Genomic DNA, 17,941 nt, shown 5'->3' with positions numbered 1-17,941 from the left:
CATCCGTCACGGCACCCGTCGCAGCCACGCGTCGGTGGCGAACTTCGACTCGACGAGCGCTTCGGCCTCGGCGTACTCGTCGTCGGTGATCGTTCCCGGCACCGCCCCGTAGAGGTTCGCGAACGTCTCTTTGAGCTTCTCGATGATCGCCTCGCGGGGCAAGCCGGTCTGGCGGCGCAGCGGGTCGACCCGCTTGGCCGCCGAGGTCGTTCCCTTGTCGCTCAGCTTCTCTCGGCCGATGCGCAGCACCTCGGTCATCATCTGGCCGTCCATGTCGTAGCTCAGGGTCGCGTGGTGGAGAACTCCCCCGTTGGCGAGCCGCTTCTGCGCGGCGCCGCCGATCTTGCCCTGGGGCGAGGCGATGTCGTTGAGCGGCTGGTAGGTGGCCTCGATGCCGAGGGCGCGCAGCGCCTGCAGCACCCAGTCGTCGAGGAACGCGTACGAGTCCGCGAACGTCAGTCCCTGCACGAGGGAGGCCGGGACGTAGAGCGAGTACGTCACGATCGAGTTCGCGGCCATGAGCATCGCGCCACCGCCCGAGATGCGCCGCACGACGTCGAACCCGTGCTTGGCGGCGCCCTCGGGATCGACTTCGTTGCGCAGCGACTGGAACGACCCGATCACGACGGCCGATTCGTCCCATTCCCACAGGCGCAGGGTCGGACGCCGGCGTCCGTCGCCGACGCGACCGGTGAGCACCTCGTCGAGGGCGAGGTTCATCCGAGGGGACACCGGGCGCTCGTGCACGATCTCCCAGTCGAAGTCGCGCCATCCGGGAGCCGTCACCAGGGCACGGCGCACCGCGGTGCCGACGGCCTCAGGGGTGAAGCCGAGCAGCTGCGCACTCTCGGGAAGCGACGACCGCACGGCGGTGGCGATCGCGGTGACATCCGACTCGATCGGCAGGCCGTTGACGGCGGCGTCGATGGCGGCGAGGGCGTCGTCCGGTTCGAGAAAGAAGTCACCCGCGAGATGGAAGTCCGCGATGCGTCCGTCGCGCTCCTCGAGGTCGACGACGACGAGCTTTCCGCCGGGCACCTTGTATTCGCCGTGCATGCCCTCAGCCTATTGGCCGCTTGCGTCCCCGGCCCCGCGCGGAGACGCATGGGCTGTCGACCGTCAGTCGCGCGGGGCGAACCGGCGGTCGAGCCAGGCGAGAAGATCGGCGCGGACCTCGGCCTGCATCACCTCGTTGAAGATCTCGTGGCGCGCACCGGGGTAGACCAGGGTCGTCACGTCGGTGAAACCCGAGCGCGAACGGTAGGCCTCGGCCAGCTTGTGCACGCTGCGCGGGCCGCCGACCGGGTCGTCGCGCCCCACCATCAGCAGGGTGGGGATGTCGCGACCGAGGTCGCGACGCGGCAGACCGTACATCCGCAGGGAGTCGACCACTCCCAGCAGCTTCGTCGGATCGGCGGTGGTGGTGAGGGGATCATCGAGGAACGCACGTCCGACCGCCAGGTCGGTCGACAGCCACTCAGTGCCGATCGCGTCGGGAGCGTTCCACCGCCTGTTGAGCTTGCTCGCGCGGATCCAGCCGGGAAGGCGCAGCGCTGAGCCGGTGAGGACGACACCGTTGTAGCCGTCGGGGTACAGGTTGATGAGCATCTGGGCGAGCACCGAGCCACCCGAATGCCCGATCAGCACCACGGGAACCTCGGGGTTCTCGGCCTGGATCTGCTGGGTGAACTGCCACATGGCCGCGAGCGCCGCCCGCAGCCCGCCCCGACCCGGGCGCCCGAGCTTCGCGACGTCGCCGCCGTACTGCCGCATGCCCGTCCGGCCGTGGCCGCGATGATCGGCCGCGTACACCGTGTACCCGGCAGAGGTGAGCGCCTCGATCAGCACCGCGTACCGCCCCGCATGCTCGCCGACGCCATGGAGGAGCTGCACCACCGCCCGGGCCTCGGTCGTCGTCGCCGGATGCACGTCGTAGAAGATTGCGACGCCGTGCGCGTCGGTGAACTCGGGCATGCGCGCCAGTCTATTGCGCACGATTCGCGCCGCCGCCACCGGTCCGGACGCACCATTCCGTTTCCTTAGCAACACTAATGAGCTAGGCTAAGTATCGGTATGAGCAGCCACGAGACTTTGACGAACGCCACCGAATCCGACATCCACGAGCACGCGGCCGCCGCCTCGCAGTTGCGGATCGCCACCTTCCGCCTCGCGCGGCGCATGCGGACGCAGCGCGCCGTCGACTCGATGAGCGACGGGCAGTTCGCCGTGCTCGCCGCACTCTGGGTCCACGGCCCCCACACCCTCGGCGAGCTCGCCGACCGGGAGCGGGTATCGGCTCCTTCGATGAATCGCACGGTGAACTGCCTGCAGGAGCCCGGCTACATCACGCGCTCGGCAGACGAGAACGACGGCCGCAAGGTCGTGATCGCGCTCACCGAGTCCGGCCGATCGGTCGTCGACGAGACCGCACGCCGCCGTGACGCATGGGTCGAAGCCGCGCTCGCGGACCTGGCGCCGGATGAGCGCGAGACGCTCGCGGCGGCCGCGGCGATCATGGAGCGGATGGCGGGCCGATGACCCCCTCGCTCCCCCGTCGCGCCGCTTCCGCTTCACGCCGAGCGTCCGATCGACAGTCCCCCGCGATGTTCCGGTCGTTCTCGGTCTTCAACTACCGCGTCTGGTTCATCGGCGCGCTGGTGTCGAACATCGGCGCCTGGATGCAGGCGACTGCGCTCAGCTGGGTCGTCCTCACCGAGCTGACCGACAACGACGCGGCGGCGATGGGCATCACCATGGCGCTGCAGTTCGCTCCGCCGCTGCTGCTCGTCGGCGTCACCGGCTGGGTCGCCGATCGCTTCGAGCGCCGGCGACTGCTCGTCGTGACACAGGGCCTGCTGCTCGTCCTCGGCGTCGTGATCGGCATCCTGCTGCTCACCGGCGTCATGACTCTCCCGCTCATGTACACCTTCGCGCTCGCGCTGGGCGTCATCGCGGCGTTCGACAATCCCGCGCGGCAGGCGTTCGTTTCGGACCTTGTCGCGCGCGAGGTCGCATCCAACGCGGTGGCTCTGAACGCCGCCTCGTTCAACGGCGCTCGCATGATCGGCCCGGCGCTGGCCGGCGTCGTGATCGTCGCGGTCGGCACGGGCTGGGTGTTCCTCGTCAACGGCGTGACCTTCTTCGCGATGATCATCGCGCTTATGCTCATCCGCACGCACGAGCTCATCCCTCGCGCCAAGGCGCCCGGCGCATCGCGCCTGGCGGACGGCTTCCGCTACGTCGCGCGTCGCCCCGACCTCATGGTCACCTTCGCGATGGTGTTCCTGGTGGGTGCCTTCGGCATGAACTTCCCGATCTTCGCCTCGACGATGGCGATCGAGTTCGGCCAGGAGGCCGATGGCTACGGTCTGCTCAGCTCGATCCTCGCGATCGGCTCGCTCGCCGGCGCCCTGATGGCCGCGCGCCGCGATCGAGCGCGGATCCGCGTCGTCATCGGCGGAACGCTGCTCTTCGCGGTGGCCGCTTCGGTGTCGGCCTTCATGCCGACGTACTGGACATATGCCGCCACGCTCATGTTCACCGGCTTCGCGGTCGTGACGATGCTGACGACGGCGAACGGGTACGTGCAGACCACCACCGACCCCGCGCTGCGCGGTCGCGTGCTGGCGCTGTACATGGCGATCCTCATGGGCGGCACCCCGGTCGGCGCCCCGATCGTGGGCTGGGTCGCCGACGAGCTGGGTCCCCGCGCGGCCATCCTGCTCGGCGCCGCCGCCGCTCTCGTCGCCTTCGCGATCGGCGCCACGTGGCTCATCGTCTCGGGCCGCCTGCACCGCCACGAAGAGCGACGGTTCCGCCTGACGATCGACGAGACCCGGCCGCTCGCGGTGATCCCGCCCGAGGAGTTCAGCGACCAGATCGCCGAGACGACGCCGATCCGCCGTCCCGTCGACGAGCGCACCTCCGACCGCCGCGCGAGCTGACGCCGCGGCATCCGTCTCGTCAGCCAGGTTCGCGCACGCCCACCCGCTCGAGGTGGGCGTTCGTGAATCGCCCGTCGGGGTCGAGCCGCTCGAACACCGCTCGGGCGTCGCCGAGGCGCGGATGCACCTGCTCCATCGCCGCGCGGTCGAAGCCGTGCACCTTGCCCCAGTGCGGGCGCGCGCCGAACGGCTGCAGGGCCGCCTCGATCCGGGCGACCAGGGCCGTGACCTCGTCGGGGTGGTTGTGCCAGGTGAAGTGGATGATCACGACGTCACGCCGATACGCCGGGCTCAGCCACAGCTCGTCGGCGGCGGCGGTGCGCAGCTCGGTCCAGATCAGGTGGGACGGATGCTGTCGCCCAGGGCCCGCACGGCGTTCAGAGCGGCGGTGGCGTCGGCGCGATCGACGAAGTACTCCGTCTGGATCTCGTCTCCGAAGGAGGGCTCCGCGTCCCAGCCGGAAGTGCGGCAGCCGCAGCATCCATGGCCCCGGCATGCCCGCGAGCTCGGTGACGTTGTCTTCTACGCCGAGCGGTGATTCGCCGTCCGTCGTCCGAGTGCCGTCCAGCAGCGTGTCGGGCACCGGATCGGTGTCGTCATTCAGCAACGTCTTCACCCAGACTCAGCTGGCGGAGGAGAAGCGATGGCGCGCAACTGGGCGGGCATCTACGAGTACACGGCACCGCGGATCGTCGATGCGCTCACCGTCGACGACGTCCGACAAGCTGTCGCCGAGGGTCGCCGCGTCAAGGCGCTCGGCACGCGGCACTCCTTCACCGACCTCCCGGACTCGACGGGAACGCTCGTCGACGTCACCGGCTTCGCTCCGGACTTCGTGCTGGACGAGGCCGAGCGCACGGTGACCGCTGCTCCAGCCCGGATGTGGCTTCCTTCAGCGCGCTGCTGCTTCGGCGGCCAGCCGCTGCGACGCGGTCGCCATGTGCGCGGCCATCGCCGAGGCCGCGGCATCCTCGTCCCCGGCCTCGACGGCGCGGTACACCGCGTCGTGCTCGGCGACAGCGGTGCGCGCCTCGTCTTCGTCGTGCACGGCGCGATCGGCGTACACCTGCAGCAGCGACCGCACGACGTGCAAGAGGTCGACGAGGGTCTCGTTGCCGGCAGCCGTGGCGAGCGCGTTGTGGAAGTCGAGGTCGGCGCGCGCGAAGGCCTTGAGGTCGGCGACGTCCGCGCGCATGCGCTCCAGCGAGGCTGCCAGCGCGGAGCGGGCGGATGCCTCGGCACGGGCCGCGGCGAGGCGCGCGACGTAGATCTCGAGACCTGACCGCAGGTCGAGCAGTTCGGTGGTGCTCTTCCGGCCGATGAGGAGTCCCCACCGGAGGGTCTGCGGCAGCAGTTCGCTCGCCGTGCCGCGCAGGTAGGTGCCCGATCCCGGCCGCACGTCGACGATGCCCAGGATCTCGAGAGCGGCGAGCGCTTCGCGGACGGCGGACCGGCCGACGCCGAGGGTGCTGGCGAGCTGGCGCTCCGGCGGAAGGCGTGTGCCCGGATCGATGGATCCTCCGGTGAACAGGTCCATGAGCCGGCGAGCCACCTCTGAGACCGGAGTGCCGCTCGGGAGCACGCCGAGCGCAGCGGTGATCTCGGCAGACCGATCGTCGGGGTAGGCGGGCATGCGAACAACTTACGACATCCGGGCCGTGCTGGGATTGCATTCGGTCAACCGGTTTGTCAAACTGGGTCTCGGCGACCTGGAGTCGCCTTTCTCACGGCGACGTGAGAAAACGCTTCCTGATCTCGAGGACGAGGGGAATTTCCACGATGAGGTTGAACAGACGGGCCGCCGCGGTCTCTGCAGGAGTCGCGATCGCGGCCATCGCTCTGGCCGGGTGCTCTTCGGGCGAGCCCACCACCGAGGCGACGCTCGATCCCGATGAAGAGGTGTCGATCTCGTTCTCGTTCTGGGGCAACGACGTGCGCGCCGAGCTCTACAACGAGGCCATCGCCGCCTTCGAGGAGGAGCACTCGAACATCGACGTCGAGGTGCTCTTCCTCTCCCCCATCGACTACTGGGAGAAGCGCCAGATCGAGGCGGCCGGAAAGGGTCTGCCCGACGTCGTCACGATGGACCTCGCCTACCTGCGGCAGTACTCGCAGAGCGGATCCCTCCTCGACCTCGAGCCCTACCTCGGCACGACGATCCAGACCGACGGCATCGAGGAGCAGGTGCTGGGCGCCGGCGCCGTGGACGGCGTCACCACCGCGGTCCCCCTCTCGACGAACTCGTGGGGCATGTTCCTCAACACCACCGTCCTCGACGAGATCGGCGTGGAGCCGTTCACCGAGGGCACGTGGGACGAGTACTACGAGTGGATGGCCGACGTGAGCGCGGCGGCGGCCGAGGCCGGCGTCGAGGCGTGGGGCGGCGTAGACCCGACCACGCGGTTCACCAACTTCGAGCTGCAGCTGCGCGCCGAGGGCTCGCAGCTGTTCGACGACGAGGGCGAGCCCGGCTTCGACGAGGAGCGCCTCGCCGAGTTCTGGGAGTCCGCCGCGGCCGCGCGTGAAGAGGGCGCCGTCGTGCCGCAGCAGCGCGTCGCCGAGATCCAGCCGCTGACGGCGTTCGACAGTGCGATCGGCGCGAGCGACACGACGTGGGACAACTCCGGCTCGGGCTTCCTCGGCAACCTGGGCGAGGGGTACGAGATCGAGCTGCTGGCGCCGCCGCTCTCCGTCGACGGAGGCAAGGACCTCTACCTCAAGGCGTCGCAGATGTACTCGATCGCCGCTAACTCCGAGCACCCCGCCGCAGCGGCAACGCTGATCGACTTCCTGGTCAACAGTCCCGAGTCGGGCGAGATCTTCGGCACCAACCGTGGGCTGCCGGCGTCGAAGACCGCTCGCGATGCCGCCGAGCTCGACGAGGTGAGCCAGCAGATCGCCGAGTACGAGGCATCCATCGCCGACCGCCTCGGCGACGCGCCGCCGGTGCCGATCGTCGGCTACGGCTCGCTGCACGAGAAGTTCCGCCAGCTGGGCGAAGAGCTCAACTTCGGCACGCTGACCGTGGATCAGGCCGTCGACCAGTTCTTCTCCGAGATGGACGTCGTTCTGAATCAGTGATGACCCATCCGGGGCCGGGGCGAGAATCGCCTCGGCCCCGGACCCGTTCCGCAATCCGCAGCCCCCGAATCCGAAAGGTCGTCGTGCACAACGATCCCCCACCGCCATCGCGCCCGAGCTTCGGCATCCAGGGCCCGGTGGTCGCCTTCACGGACCCGTGGGCCGGAGACGCCTCCGACGCGATCATGCGCACGGGAACCGGCGTGCCGATCCCGTCGCAGGATCCGCCCGCCTCTCCGTCGCAGTTCGTCGCCGAGCTGAGCGACCTCGGGGCGGATTTCTACGTGCACCATGTCGTGCCGACCGAGGACGACCCCGCAGAGATGCTGCGCGACCTCACCGCCGCCGGCATCGACGTCGTTCTCGGCAACGAGTACGGCAACATCAACGGACCGCACGTCGCCGGAACGAACAGGTACGACGTTCCGAGCGCGGTGATTCGCGCGGCCGCCGAGGCGGGCCGCCTCGCCGGCGTTCTCTACGACGAGCCCGAGCACCTCCAGATCCACGCGGACCAGTACCGCAAGGATGCCCACCTCCCCCACTTCGGGCAGACCGACGGGATGGCCGCCGAGACCGCCGTCGCGGTCATCGACGCCACCGTCCGCGGAATCGTCTCCGACGTCGAGAGCGCCGCCGGCAGCACTGCGTCAGGGGTTCCGGTGCTCTCCGAGCAGGTGTTCCCCGTGATGTTCCACACCCTCGCGCGCGCCGGCATGACGCCGTGCCCGAAGGTGATGAAGGAGTCGTTCCAGCCGCTGCAGCTCGCGGCCGCTCTCGGGGCCTCGCTGCAGTACGGCCGTGAGTTCTGGATCTGCGCCGATCTGTGGGGACCCGACATCGGTCCGTGGCTCACCCGCGCGCCCGGCTTCCCGGGGCACTCGCCCGGCGAGTTCGCGTCGGCACTGCGGCTCGCCTACCTCTTCGCACCCGACCGACTGTTCGTGGAGAACATCGACGTGCTCGTCCGGCATCTCGGAGAGGGCGAGTTCCGCCGTACGGCTCACGGCGAGATGTGGCGGGAGTTCGTGCGCGAGTTCGTGCCCGCCCATCCGCTGCGATGGAGCCACCGCGACGCGCGCCCCGACATCGCGCTCGTCCACGCCGACGACAGCGACTTCGGTCGCGGCCAGCGCCCCTTCGGCAACCGCCGGGCGACCGCGCCCGAGACCTCGCGCAGCGTCTTCGAGGCCTGGCACCTCCTCAGCCACGGACGCATCCCCGCGGACGGCAGCTGCCTGCACATCCCCGGATATGACTTTCCGAGGCATCAGCTGAACGACATCCCCTGCCCGCAGTTCCCACTCGAGTCGCCCGCGCCCGAGCCCACCGAGATGCATGGACTGTTTCAGCCGCTGCGCAACGTGCTCGCGTTCGACGAGCACGTCGACGCGAGGCGGCTGGCGGGCGCCGGGCTCGTGCTGGTGGTCGGCAGCCGCCTGCCGCAGGCGACGCGTGGGACGCTTCGTGCACAGGCCGATGCCGGCGCCACCGTCGCGATCGCCTCCTGGCTCGCCGGATCGGAGTGGTCCCGCACCGAGGTCGTCGGCGACGGCCGCTGGATCGTGTTCGACGATCTCGGGGATGCCGATCTGCACGAAGCGGTCGCCCCTCACCTCGGGTCCGCCGACCGATGGACGCAGCGGTTCGGCGACATCGAGTTGCGGATCGAGGCCGCGAGCCCGACGGGCGAGACGCTCGAGTTCGAGATCGCGGACGCCTCAGCCCTCGCGGTGACGGGAGGACGCGGCATCCGGTGAGCAAAGATTGGTCAACCGGTTCTTGCATTTGGTCAACCGGTTTGCCACAATAGTCGACGAATACACTCGATCACCGTCGATGAGCAGGAGTCACCGTGGACCAGACCAAGACCACCGCCGACGCACCGGCCGTGGCGAAATCGGCCATCCGCAAGGTGTCGATGCGCCTCGTGCCGTTCGTGGCGCTGATGTTCTTCATCAACTACCTCGACCGCACGGCGATCGGCTTCGCCGCTCCCAACGGCATGAACGAGGACCTCGCGCTCAGCGCGGCTCAGTTCGGCTTCGCGTCGGGCGTCTTCTTCATCGGCTACATCCTGCTCGAGGTTCCCTCGAACCTGGCGCTGCACAAGTTCGGCGCCCGGCGCTGGCTCGCACGCATCATGGTCAGCTGGGGCGTCGTCGCGCTGCTGTTCACGTGGGTGCAGAACTTCGAGCAGCTGGTCGTGCTGCGATTCCTGCTCGGCGTGGCCGAGGCCGGCTTCTTCCCCGGCGCCATTCTGTTCCTGAGCCTGTGGGTGCCGGCGCAGTACCGCGGCCGCGTGCTCATGCTCTTCTACCTCGCCCAGCCGCTCACCACGGTCATCGGCGCTCCGCTTGCCGGCTGGCTCATCCAGCAGGACCAGGTCTTCTTCGGCCTCGAGGGATGGCGCTTCATGTTCTTCGGCGTCGCCATCCCGGCGATCATCGTCGGCATCATCGCCTGGTTCTACCTGAAGGACAAGCCGGCCGACGCGAAGTGGCTGACCCGCGACGAGCAGGTGTGGCTCACCGACGCCCTCGACAAGGAGCGTGCGGCGACGCAGAAGAAAGAGACGCACGTCTCGGCGAAGTACGCCTTCAAGAGCGGGCGCGTGTGGGTGCTGTCGTTCATCTACTTCGGCTTCATCTACGGCCTGTACGCGCTGGCGTTCTTCCTGCCGACGATCATCGAGGGCTTCCAGGAGCAGACCGGACAGACCTTCGACGTCCTGCAGAAGGGCCTCATCACGGCCATCCCGTACCTGCCGGCCGCGATCGTCATGTATTTCTGGTCGCGGGATGCCTCGAAGCGCGGCCTCAAGACCTGGCACATCGCCGTTCCCGCCATCGCCGGTGCCGTCAGCATCCCCCTGGCGCTGTTCGCGGGCTCCCCCGCCGCGACGATCGCGATCATCACCGTGACGGCGTGCGCGATCTTCGCGGCGCTGCCGAACTTCTGGACGCTCCCCACGCGCTTCCTCACCGGAGCCGCGGCCGCCGCGGGCGTCGCACTCATCAACACGATCGGCAACCTCGCCGGCTTCTCGGCCCCCTTCGTCACCGGCGCCGTGCGCGACCTGACCGGCGGCTACGAGGTGCCGATGTTCATCGTCGGCTTCTTCATGCTCGTGTCGGCCGTGCTGATGGTGCTGCTCGCCCGCAGCAACCGCATCAACGCGGTGACGGTCGAGGACGCGCCCGTTGATGACAGCGCTGTCGAGAACAGCGCCGCGCCGATCACGCCGACTCCCGACAGCGCGGCCACCGCGAAGGACTCCCGATGACGCGACTGTGGAACGAGCCCGCCGACTTCGCCGACGAGATGATCGCCGGGTTCGTCGCGGCGAACGAGCGGTACGTGCGGCGCGTCACTGGCGGCGTGGTGCGGTCGACGGTCTCGCCCGCAGGCCAGGTCGCGGTCGTCGTGGGCGGCGGATCGGGCCACTACCCCGCCTTCGGCGGTCTGGTCGGCCAGGGCCTGGCGCATGGCGCGGCGATGGGGAACCTGTTCGCGTCACCGTCGGCTCAGCAGGTGTACGCAGTGGCCAAGGCCGCAGACAACGGCGGCGGCGTGTTCCTCAGCTACGGCAACTACGCCGGCGACGTGCTGAACTTCGACGCGGCACAGGAGCGGCTGCGCGCCGAGGGCATCGCGTGCGAGACCGTGACCGTCACCGATGATGTGGTGAGCGCGACCACCGAGGAGAAGCACAAGCGCCGCGGCATCGCCGGCGACCTCACCGTGTTCCGCATCGCCGCCGCTGCGGCCGAGGCGGGGTACGACCTGAGCGAGGTCGCCCGGGTCGCGCGACTGGCGAACGAGCGGACCCGTTCGTTCGGTGTCGCGTTCACCGGATGCACGCTTCCCGGCGCCGAGGCACCCCTGTTCTCGGTGCCCGAGGGCCGGATGGCGGTAGGTCTCGGCATCCACGGCGAACCGGGAATCGACGAGACCGCCATCCCGACGGCGGACGGTCTGGCCGAGCTGCTCGTCGAGCGGCTGCTGGGCGAGCTGCCCGATGGGATCGACGCGGCCAGGGGGGCCCGCGTCGTCCCCGTCCTCAACGGCCTCGGCTCACTGAAGTACGAGGAGATGTTCGTCGTCTACCGGCGCATCGCCGAGCTGCTCACCGCCGCCGGCGTCGAGATCGTCGGCCCCCACGTGGGCGAGTACTGCACGAGCTTCGACATGGCGGGCACCTCGCTCACGCTGTTCTGGCCGGACGCCGAGCTGGCGGCCCTGTGGGAGACGCCCGTCGACACCCCCGCCTACCGGCGCGGGTCGGTCACGGCGGCGGAGCGAGCGGATGCCTCGGCGCTGGCCGATGCGGCCCTCGAGGCTGTTCCGCCTGCGGACGAGGCATCCCGTGCCGTCGCCACCACGGTCCTCGCGGCCGTGACGACCATCGTCGACACCGTCGACGCCCACGTCGATGAGCTCGGCCGCATCGACGCGATCGCCGGAGACGGCGACCACGGCATCGGAATGCAGCGCGGTTCGCACGCGGCACTGGCCGCCGCTCGCGCCGCGGTCGACGCCGGCGCCGGGGCCGCCACCACCCTGACGCGTGCGGCCGACGCCTGGTCCGACAAGGCCGGCGGCACCTCCGGAGCCCTGTGGGGCGTCATCCTGAACGCGCTCGCGGACAAGCTCGGAGACGAAGGGCGCCCCGAGCCCACCGCCGTTGCCGCGGGGATCGTGGGCGGCGCGCAGGGCGTGATGTCGTACGGCAAGGCCGAGGTCGGAGACAAGACCATGGTCGACGCGCTCGTGCCGTTCAGCTCGACCCTCGCCCACGCGCTGGACGGCGGCGCCGACCTCGCGTCGGCGTGGCGGACGGCAGCGGATGCCGCGACCCGCGCCGCCGCGGCCACCGCGGATCTGCTCCCCCGCATGGGACGCGCTCGCACCCACGGGCAGAACAGCGTGGGCACCCCCGACCCGGGCGCGCACTCGCTCGCCCTCATCGCCACTGCCGTGGGCGCGCTGCTCACGGCCGAGAAGGAGAACGCGAATGTCTGATATCGCCACGCCCGAGCCGCTGCGCCTCGTGATCGGCGCCGACGACGCCGGCTTCGACTACAAGGAGATCCTGAAGAAGGACCTCGAGAGCAACCCCGGCGTCATCGAAGTGATCGACGTCGGGGTGGATGCCGACGGTAACACGCCCTACCCGAAGGTCGCGATCGAGGCGGCCGAGCGCGTCGCCGCCGGTGACGCCGACCGGGCCCTCCTCATCTGCGGCACGGGCCTGGGCGTCGCGATCGCGGCCAACAAGGTCGCCGGCGTCCGTGCCGTCACGGCGCACGACTCGTTCTCGGTCGAGCGCGGCGTGCTGTCGAACAACGCGCAGGTGCTCACGATGGGTCAGCGCGTCGTCGGCATCGAGCTCGCCCGCCGTCTCGTGCGCGAATGGCTGACCTACCGGTTCGACACGTCGTCCGCATCCGCCGACAAGGTCGCCGTGATCGACGAGTACGAGACCACCGGCAGCTGCTGATGCCCGGCCACGAACTTCGCAGGAATGAGCCGAACTCGCAGGATTCCGTGCAGAATCTGCGAGTTGCGCGCGATTCTGCGGAGTTCGGGGCTGCCGCGGACACCGGGCGAGCACCGGTCGTCGTGGGAGTGAGCCTGAAGACGTACTTCGGGCATGAGCAGGCTGCAGCCTGGTTCGCCGAGGTCGCGCAGCGCGCCGCCGGGCACTTCGCGGTGACCGCGGGCGACGTGCGGCTCTTCGTGATCCCGACGTACCTGCAGATTCCCGCGGCGCTCGCGGCGTTCGCCGGCACTCCGGTGCGCGTCGGGGCTCAGGACGTCTCGGCCTTTCCACCCGGCGCCTTCACCGGCGAGATCACCGCGGCCGAGCTCGCAGAGATCGGCGTGACGTATGCCGAGGTCGGCCACGCCGAACGGCGGCGTCTGTTCGGCGAGACCGACGAAGTCGTCGCCGCGAAGGTCGCCGCCGCACTGGATGCCGGCATCGTGCCCGTGCTGTGCGTGGGCGAAGCCGACCGCCTGTCGGCCGACGACGCGGCTGCGGCGACCGTCGCGCAGCTGCACGCCGACCTCGAAGACGCTCCCGCCGGCCCGGTCGTCGTCGCGTATGAACCGGTGTGGGCGATCGGCGCACCGCACCCCGCTCCGGTGGCGCACATCACCACGGTGACCCGCGCGCTGCGCACCGCCCTCGACGCCCTCCCCGGTCGCGCCGGCAGCAGCGTCATCTACGGCGGCTCGGCCGGACCCGGGCTGCTCACCGAGCTCGGCGACGACGTCGACGGCCTGTTCCTCGGCCGTTTCGCCCACGACCCCGAGGCCCTCCTCGCCGTCCTCGACGAGGCGTCCGCGCTGAGCGGCGCGCGCCCTTCGGGGGCCGAGCCCCTTCGACAAGCTCAGGGACCGGGACAAGCTCAGGGACCGGGACAAGCCGAGAAACCGGGACGAGTTCAGGGACCCGGACAAGCTCAGGGACCGGGACAAGCCGAGGGATCGGGACGGGCCCAGGGACCGGAGGGCGAGTCGCGATGATCGGGCTGGGAACGTACGCCTTCTTCTGGCAGCACTCCGACCAGGTGCTGGAGCCGCTCTCGCTCGTCGGCGCGTTCGAGGCCACCAAGGCCCTCGGCGTGGACCTGTTCCAGATCTGCGACTACGCGCCGCTCGAGGCGATGACGGCGGCAGAGATCGCGGACGCCGCTGCCGCCGCGCGCGACCTCGGCCTCACGATCGAGTTGGGCACCAAGGGCATCGAGCCCGACCGGCTGGCCCGGTTCCTCAAGCTCGCCGAGGTCTTCGGCGCGCGCCTGGTGCGGAGCATGCTCTACTCCCCCGAGACCCGGCCCACCCTGGCTCAGGCCGACGAATGGCTCCGCGCCGCGCTGCCGCGGTTCGAGGCATCCGGAGTCGACCTCGCCCTCGAGACGTACGAGCAGATCGCGACCGAGGAGCTGGTCGGCCTGATCGAGCGCATCGGCAGCGAGCGGCTCGGCGTGTGCCTCGACCCGGCGAACGTCGTCGCCCGACTCGAGCGCCCGCGGGACTGCGTCGAGGCGACCGCACCACACGTGAAGAACATCCACGTCAAGGACTTCGCCTTCGCGCGCCAGGCCGGCTGGGTGGGATTCACCTACGGCGGCGCGCCGATGGGGGCCGGCCTGCATGACTACCCGCACCTGCTCGACACGGTCCGCCCGCGACAGACCGCGGGCGACCGGCGGGAGGTCAACGAGATCGTCGAGCACTGGCTCTCGTGGCAGGGAGACCCCGAGACCACCATCCGAACCGAGCGGGAATGGACCCGCATCACCGTCGAATATCTGAGGAGCATCGCATGAGCACCACGGCCAACGAAACCAGCACGCAGACCTACAAGATCGCCGTCATCGGAGCGGGCGGCAAGATGGGCATGCGCGTCTCGAACAACCTCGTCAAGACCGATCACCAGGTCGCTTACGTCGAGAACTCGCCCGCCGGTCAGCAGCGCACGATCGACGCCGGCCGTGAGCTGACGGATGCCGCGGCCGCCGTCGCGGACGCCGAGATCGTCGTGCTGGCCGTGCCCGACCTGGCACTCCAGTCGGTCACGGCCGAGCTCGTCCCCCAGCTGCAGCCGGGCGCGATCGTGCTGACGCTCGACCCGGCCGCCGCGTACGCCGGCCTGCTCACCACCCGCGAGGACGTCATCCAGGCCGTCGCTCACCCCTGCCACCCGTCGATCTTCCTGCAGCGGCAGACGCCCGAGGAGTGGGCGGACACGTTCGGCGGCATCGCCGCCCCGCAGGACGCGATCGCCGCGGTCGAGTCCGACGACCCCGCCAAGCAGGCGATCGTCGAGGCGACCGTGCGCGCCATCTACGCCCCCGTGATCGACGTGCACTGGGTCACCATCAAGCAGCTCGCCCAGCTCGAGCCGACCCTCGTCGAGACGGTCGCGTGCATGATCGGCGCCCTGCTGAACGAGGCGCTCCAGGAGACGGTGAACACCATGGGCGTGCCCGAGGCGGCGGCCCGCAGCATCCTGTACGGCCACACCCAGGTGGCGCTGGCCAACGGCCTGCGCGGTGACAACCCGTTCAGCGACGCCTGCCTCATCGCGATGGACTACGGCCGCGAGAGCATCATCAAGGACGACTGGAAGAAGATCTTCCGCGACGACGAGCTCGACAAGAACCTGGCGCGCATGCTGCACCTCCCCGCGATCGACCGCGGTCACCACGAGGGTTGAGAGGGGCCGGCATGTCGCGACTCGAAGGCAAGACCGCGCTCGTCACGGGCGCCGGCACCGGCATCGGCCGCGCCGTCGCCGAGCGCTTCGTCCGTGAAGGCGCACGCGTCGTGATCGCGGACCGGGAGGCCGCCGCCGCCGCTTCGACGGCCGAGGCGCTCGGGGAGTCGGCCCGAGCATCGGCGATGGACATCTCGGACGAGCCTTCGGTCGATGCCGCCTTCACCGAGCTGGATGGTGCCGGATGGGCGCCGGACGTCGTCGTGGCGAACGCGGGTGTGCAGCTGTTCGGGCACGACGCCCCGGCAGCCGACCTCGACCTCGAGGTGTGGCGGCGGACGATCGACGTCAACCTGACCGGCACGTTCCTGACCGTCAAGCACGCGATCCGCTCGATGCTGCCGCGCGGCGGCGGCTCGATCATCCTGACGGGGTCGCCGACCGGCCTGAACGGCGAGGGCAAGGATTTCACGGCCTACAGCGCGTCGAAGGCCGGCATCCACGGGCTCGCGCGGACGGTCGCGGCGGCATATGCCGGCCGAGGCATCCGGATCAACACCGTGGTCCCCGGCTATACCGAGACGTCGCTGGTGACGACGATCACGTCCGACCCGGAGGCGCGCGCCGCCATCGTCGGGCGGATTCCGATGGGCCGGGCCGGGACGCCGCAGGACGTCGAGGGCATCATGGTGTTCCTCGCGTCGGACGACGCGGCCTTCGCCACCGGCGCCCTGTTCGCCGTCGACGGCGGCATGACGATCTGAGCCCGGCGCGCGCCGCGCGGTGCCCCACCTCGTTCACGTGCCCTGGGCGTGCGGCTGAAGGCCGAAAAGCGTGGACACAGGGCAGGTGAACGTGCGGGGCCGACCAGGAGAGGACAGGATCGAAGAGTGAGCGACCAGTGGTGGGGCGGAAGCGTCCGCGAGTGGCGGAGCGGGGCGTGGTCGATCGAGGTGCGCGACGACGAGTTCGCCGACATCTCGTATGAGGGCCACGTCGTGCTGCGCTCGGCGCGGGCGGTCGTCCGCGACCACAACTGGGACACGCCGCCGCTGCTCGTCGACCGTGTCGACACGAGCGACCTCGCCGTCACCCTGCATGTCCGCTGCGAAGAGCTCGGCGCCGACCTGCGCGGGATCGTCCGCGCTGAGGTGCGACGGCCGGACCGCCTCGTGGTGCTCACCGACCTCGAATCGGGCGCGGACTTCTCGACCAACCGCACCGGACTCGTCGTGCTGCACCCCCCGGGGCTCGCCGGCGAGGCCTTGCGCATCCAGCACCCCGGCGGCGACGTCGAGCAGACCCGCTTTCCTGCCGGAATCAGCCCGCACCAACCCGCGATCGACATCGCGGGTCTTGCGTGGAACGACGCCGGCCTGGCCGTCGACCTCCGTTTCGAGGGCGACGTGTTCGAGATGGAGGACCAGCGCAACTGGACGGATGCGTCGTACAAGACCTACAGCCGTCCGCTCTCCCTCCCGTTCCCCTATCGGCTCGCCGCGGGTGAGCGGGTCGTCCAGACCATCGCGATCACCGTCGCAGGGTCCGCCCCGGCCCCGGCCGATGACGACGTCGTGCGCATCGTGCTCGAGCCGGGCACGCCGTTCCCCGCGATCGCGGTCTCGGCCGCTTCGGCACCGGACCCCGCGCCCGGCGTCGCCGCGCACGGCTCGGCGGTCATCGTCGAGCTCGATCTCGCGACTCGCAACTGGCGAGCGGCGCTCGAGCGCGCGGCATCCGCCGGTCTTCCCCTCGATGTGCGATTCGTGCTCGCCGACGACGACCACACCCGCATCACCGACGACGCACGTGCGCTGGCGGGCTTGCCGCTGGTTCGCGTGACGGCGTTCTGGCCGACCGGGCCGTCCCGGCACGTGTCGGATGCCGCAGCCGTCGACCTGCTGCGCGAGGCGCTCGCCGATGCCGGGGTCACCGCCGACGTCGTCGGAGGAGCGCGCTCGCACTTCACCGAGCTCAATCGCGAGCACCACCGCCTGCCGGACGACCTCGACGGCGTGGTGTTCAGCGCGACGCCGCTCTTCCACAGCCTCAGCACGGCGCAGCTCGTTGAGTCTCTGCCGATGCAGCGGCTGGTCGCGACCCAGGCGGTCGAGATCGCCGACGGCCTGCCGGTGCACATCGGCCCGATCTCGCTGCGTCCGCACTTCAACGACGTGGCCACCGTGCCGCCCCCGATGCCGCCGCACGACGACCTCAGGGCGGGCTACGGCTCGGCGCTGATCGACGCCGGCGACGCGCGCCTGGCCGCGCCTGAAGCCGCGGCGTGGACGGTGGCGAGCGCCGCGGCCCTGGCCGTTCCCGGCGTCGCGACGCTGGCGTACTTCGAGGAGTGGGGCGACCGAGGCATCCGCGCCTCGGACGGCTCACCGCGCCCCGTCGCCGAGGCGGTCACCGCACTCGCGGGCCTCTCGGGGGCGTCCGCGCTGCGCGGTTCGTCGCCTGACGGACTGGTGTGGGCCGTCGGAGCCCGCGGCGACGCCGGCGACATCGTCCTCGTCGCCAACCTCGACCGCCACGAGCGCCGGGTCGAGGTCGAGGTCGCCGACGGCGGCCGCCACGTGATGACCGTGGCTGCCGGCGCCTTCGTCCGTCTCTAGCCACCGGATCCCGAACCGGGCTTCCCCGCGTTCGCCCGATCCGAGAGGCCCGCGAGCCCGGAAAGCCG

The 17,941-nt window shown here is 70.3% G+C and carries 16 protein-coding genes; 12 read left to right on the top strand and 4 right to left on the bottom strand.

The genetic code is table 11. The features are described from left to right. Positions 1-6 precede the first annotated feature (6 nt). Positions 7-1,056 carry a lipoate--protein ligase family protein gene (locus WYM_RS10430; RefSeq protein WP_019180778.1) on the bottom strand — a complete coding sequence of 350 codons (1,050 nt, stop codon included), beginning with the start codon at positions 1,054-1,056 and terminating at the stop codon, positions 7-9. Positions 1,057-1,119: 63 nt separating this feature from the next. Further along, positions 1,120-1,974 carry an alpha/beta fold hydrolase gene (locus WYM_RS10425; RefSeq protein WP_026059725.1) on the bottom strand — a complete coding sequence of 285 codons (855 nt, stop codon included), beginning with the start codon at positions 1,972-1,974 and terminating at the stop codon, positions 1,120-1,122. A 99-nt stretch (positions 1,975-2,073) separates the two neighbouring features. On the opposite strand from WYM_RS10425, the gene WYM_RS10420 reads away from it, so the two are divergent. Further along, positions 2,074-2,538 carry a MarR family winged helix-turn-helix transcriptional regulator gene (locus tag WYM_RS10420; RefSeq protein ID WP_019180776.1) on the top strand — a complete coding sequence of 155 codons (465 nt, stop codon included), beginning with the start codon at positions 2,074-2,076 and terminating at the stop codon, positions 2,536-2,538. A gap of 65 nt (positions 2,539-2,603) precedes the next feature. After that, the gene (locus WYM_RS10415) at positions 2,604-3,944 is read left to right on the top strand and encodes an MFS transporter (RefSeq protein WP_019180775.1); all 1,341 of its coding nucleotides are present in this window, start codon (positions 2,604-2,606) and stop codon (positions 3,942-3,944) included. A gap of 19 nt (positions 3,945-3,963) precedes the next feature. Here WYM_RS10415 and WYM_RS10410 read toward each other — a convergent pair whose 3' ends face one another. Further along, entirely contained in the window at positions 3,964-4,560 is a 597-nt protein-coding gene (locus tag WYM_RS10410; protein ID WP_026059724.1) for a D-arabinono-1,4-lactone oxidase, read from the bottom strand. 276 nt (positions 4,561-4,836) lie between these two features. Beyond that, positions 4,837-5,577 carry a FadR/GntR family transcriptional regulator gene (locus WYM_RS10405; protein ID WP_019180774.1) on the bottom strand — a complete coding sequence of 247 codons (741 nt, stop codon included), beginning with the start codon at positions 5,575-5,577 and terminating at the stop codon, positions 4,837-4,839. Positions 5,578-5,723: 146 nt separating this feature from the next. Between WYM_RS10405 and WYM_RS10400 the strand changes: the two genes are divergently transcribed. The 10 genes from WYM_RS10400 (at position 5,724) to WYM_RS10355 (ending at position 17,873) form a co-directional block, all read left to right on the top strand. Beyond that, positions 5,724-7,025 carry an ABC transporter substrate-binding protein gene (locus WYM_RS10400; protein ID WP_026059723.1) on the top strand — a complete coding sequence of 434 codons (1,302 nt, stop codon included), beginning with the start codon at positions 5,724-5,726 and terminating at the stop codon, positions 7,023-7,025. Positions 7,026-7,108: 83 nt separating this feature from the next. Further along, positions 7,109-8,785 carry a hypothetical protein gene (locus tag WYM_RS10395; RefSeq protein WP_019180772.1) on the top strand — a complete coding sequence of 559 codons (1,677 nt, stop codon included), beginning with the start codon at positions 7,109-7,111 and terminating at the stop codon, positions 8,783-8,785. Between the two features lie 95 nt (positions 8,786-8,880). Beyond that, entirely contained in the window at positions 8,881-10,311 is a 1,431-nt protein-coding gene (locus tag WYM_RS10390; protein ID WP_019180771.1) for an MFS transporter, read from the top strand. Continuing rightward, positions 10,308-12,050: a dihydroxyacetone kinase family protein gene (locus tag WYM_RS10385; protein WP_019180770.1), complete on the top strand. Its 1,743-nt coding sequence runs from the start codon at positions 10,308-10,310 to the stop codon at positions 12,048-12,050. The genes WYM_RS10390 and WYM_RS10385 overlap by 4 nt, the downstream gene beginning before the upstream one ends. Continuing rightward, positions 12,043-12,528, top strand: coding sequence for a ribose-5-phosphate isomerase (locus WYM_RS10380; RefSeq protein WP_019180769.1), 486 nt, complete (start codon positions 12,043-12,045; stop codon positions 12,526-12,528). The genes WYM_RS10385 and WYM_RS10380 overlap by 8 nt, the downstream gene beginning before the upstream one ends. Positions 12,529-12,575: 47 nt before the next feature. Then, a complete protein-coding gene (locus WYM_RS19910; RefSeq protein ID WP_337479741.1) occupies positions 12,576-13,559 on the top strand; it encodes a triose-phosphate isomerase family protein in 984 nt (327 codons plus the stop codon). After that, positions 13,556-14,365: a sugar phosphate isomerase/epimerase family protein gene (locus WYM_RS10370; RefSeq protein WP_019180767.1), complete on the top strand. Its 810-nt coding sequence runs from the start codon at positions 13,556-13,558 to the stop codon at positions 14,363-14,365. The genes WYM_RS19910 and WYM_RS10370 overlap by 4 nt, the downstream gene beginning before the upstream one ends. Then, positions 14,362-15,255, top strand: coding sequence for a phosphogluconate dehydrogenase C-terminal domain-containing protein (locus tag WYM_RS10365; protein WP_019180766.1), 894 nt, complete (start codon positions 14,362-14,364; stop codon positions 15,253-15,255). The genes WYM_RS10370 and WYM_RS10365 overlap by 4 nt, the downstream gene beginning before the upstream one ends. 11 nt (positions 15,256-15,266) lie before the next feature. Next, positions 15,267-16,019: an SDR family NAD(P)-dependent oxidoreductase gene (locus WYM_RS10360; protein WP_019180765.1), complete on the top strand. Its 753-nt coding sequence runs from the start codon at positions 15,267-15,269 to the stop codon at positions 16,017-16,019. 126 nt (positions 16,020-16,145) lie between these two features. Beyond that, positions 16,146-17,873 (top strand): hypothetical protein, encoded by a 1,728-nt coding sequence (locus tag WYM_RS10355; protein WP_019180764.1) that lies wholly within the window; start codon positions 16,146-16,148, stop codon positions 17,871-17,873. Positions 17,874-17,941 lie beyond the last annotated feature (68 nt).

The organism is Microbacterium yannicii PS01 (genome assembly GCF_000304335.1).
GTDB classification, from domain to species: Bacteria; Actinomycetota; Actinomycetes; order Actinomycetales; family Microbacteriaceae; genus Microbacterium; species Microbacterium yannicii_A.
Note: the sequence above shows the minus strand (reverse complement) of the source record. Positions and strands in the feature narration are given on the sequence as shown.

What these genes read in the sequence shown, in the direction of transcription:
- WYM_RS10430 (WP_019180778.1), bottom strand. Translation starts at nt 1,056, where the DNA reads ATGCACGGCGAATACAAGGTGCCCGGCGGAAAGCTCGTCGTCGTCGAC.
- WYM_RS10425 (WP_026059725.1), bottom strand. Translation starts at nt 1,974, where the DNA reads ATGCCCGAGTTCACCGACGCGCACGGCGTCGCAATCTTCTACGACGTG.
- WYM_RS10420 (WP_019180776.1), top strand. Translation starts at nt 2,074, where the DNA reads ATGAGCAGCCACGAGACTTTGACGAACGCCACCGAATCCGACATCCAC.
- WYM_RS10415 (WP_019180775.1), top strand. Translation starts at nt 2,604, where the DNA reads ATGTTCCGGTCGTTCTCGGTCTTCAACTACCGCGTCTGGTTCATCGGC.
- WYM_RS10405 (WP_019180774.1), bottom strand. Translation starts at nt 5,577, where the DNA reads ATGCCCGCCTACCCCGACGATCGGTCTGCCGAGATCACCGCTGCGCTC.
- WYM_RS10400 (WP_026059723.1), top strand. Translation starts at nt 5,724, where the DNA reads ATGAGGTTGAACAGACGGGCCGCCGCGGTCTCTGCAGGAGTCGCGATC.
- WYM_RS10385 (WP_019180770.1), top strand. Translation starts at nt 10,308, where the DNA reads ATGACGCGACTGTGGAACGAGCCCGCCGACTTCGCCGACGAGATGATC.
- WYM_RS10380 (WP_019180769.1), top strand. Translation starts at nt 12,043, where the DNA reads ATGTCTGATATCGCCACGCCCGAGCCGCTGCGCCTCGTGATCGGCGCC.
- WYM_RS10370 (WP_019180767.1), top strand. Translation starts at nt 13,556, where the DNA reads ATGATCGGGCTGGGAACGTACGCCTTCTTCTGGCAGCACTCCGACCAG.
- WYM_RS10365 (WP_019180766.1), top strand. Translation starts at nt 14,362, where the DNA reads ATGAGCACCACGGCCAACGAAACCAGCACGCAGACCTACAAGATCGCC.
- WYM_RS10360 (WP_019180765.1), top strand. Translation starts at nt 15,267, where the DNA reads ATGTCGCGACTCGAAGGCAAGACCGCGCTCGTCACGGGCGCCGGCACC.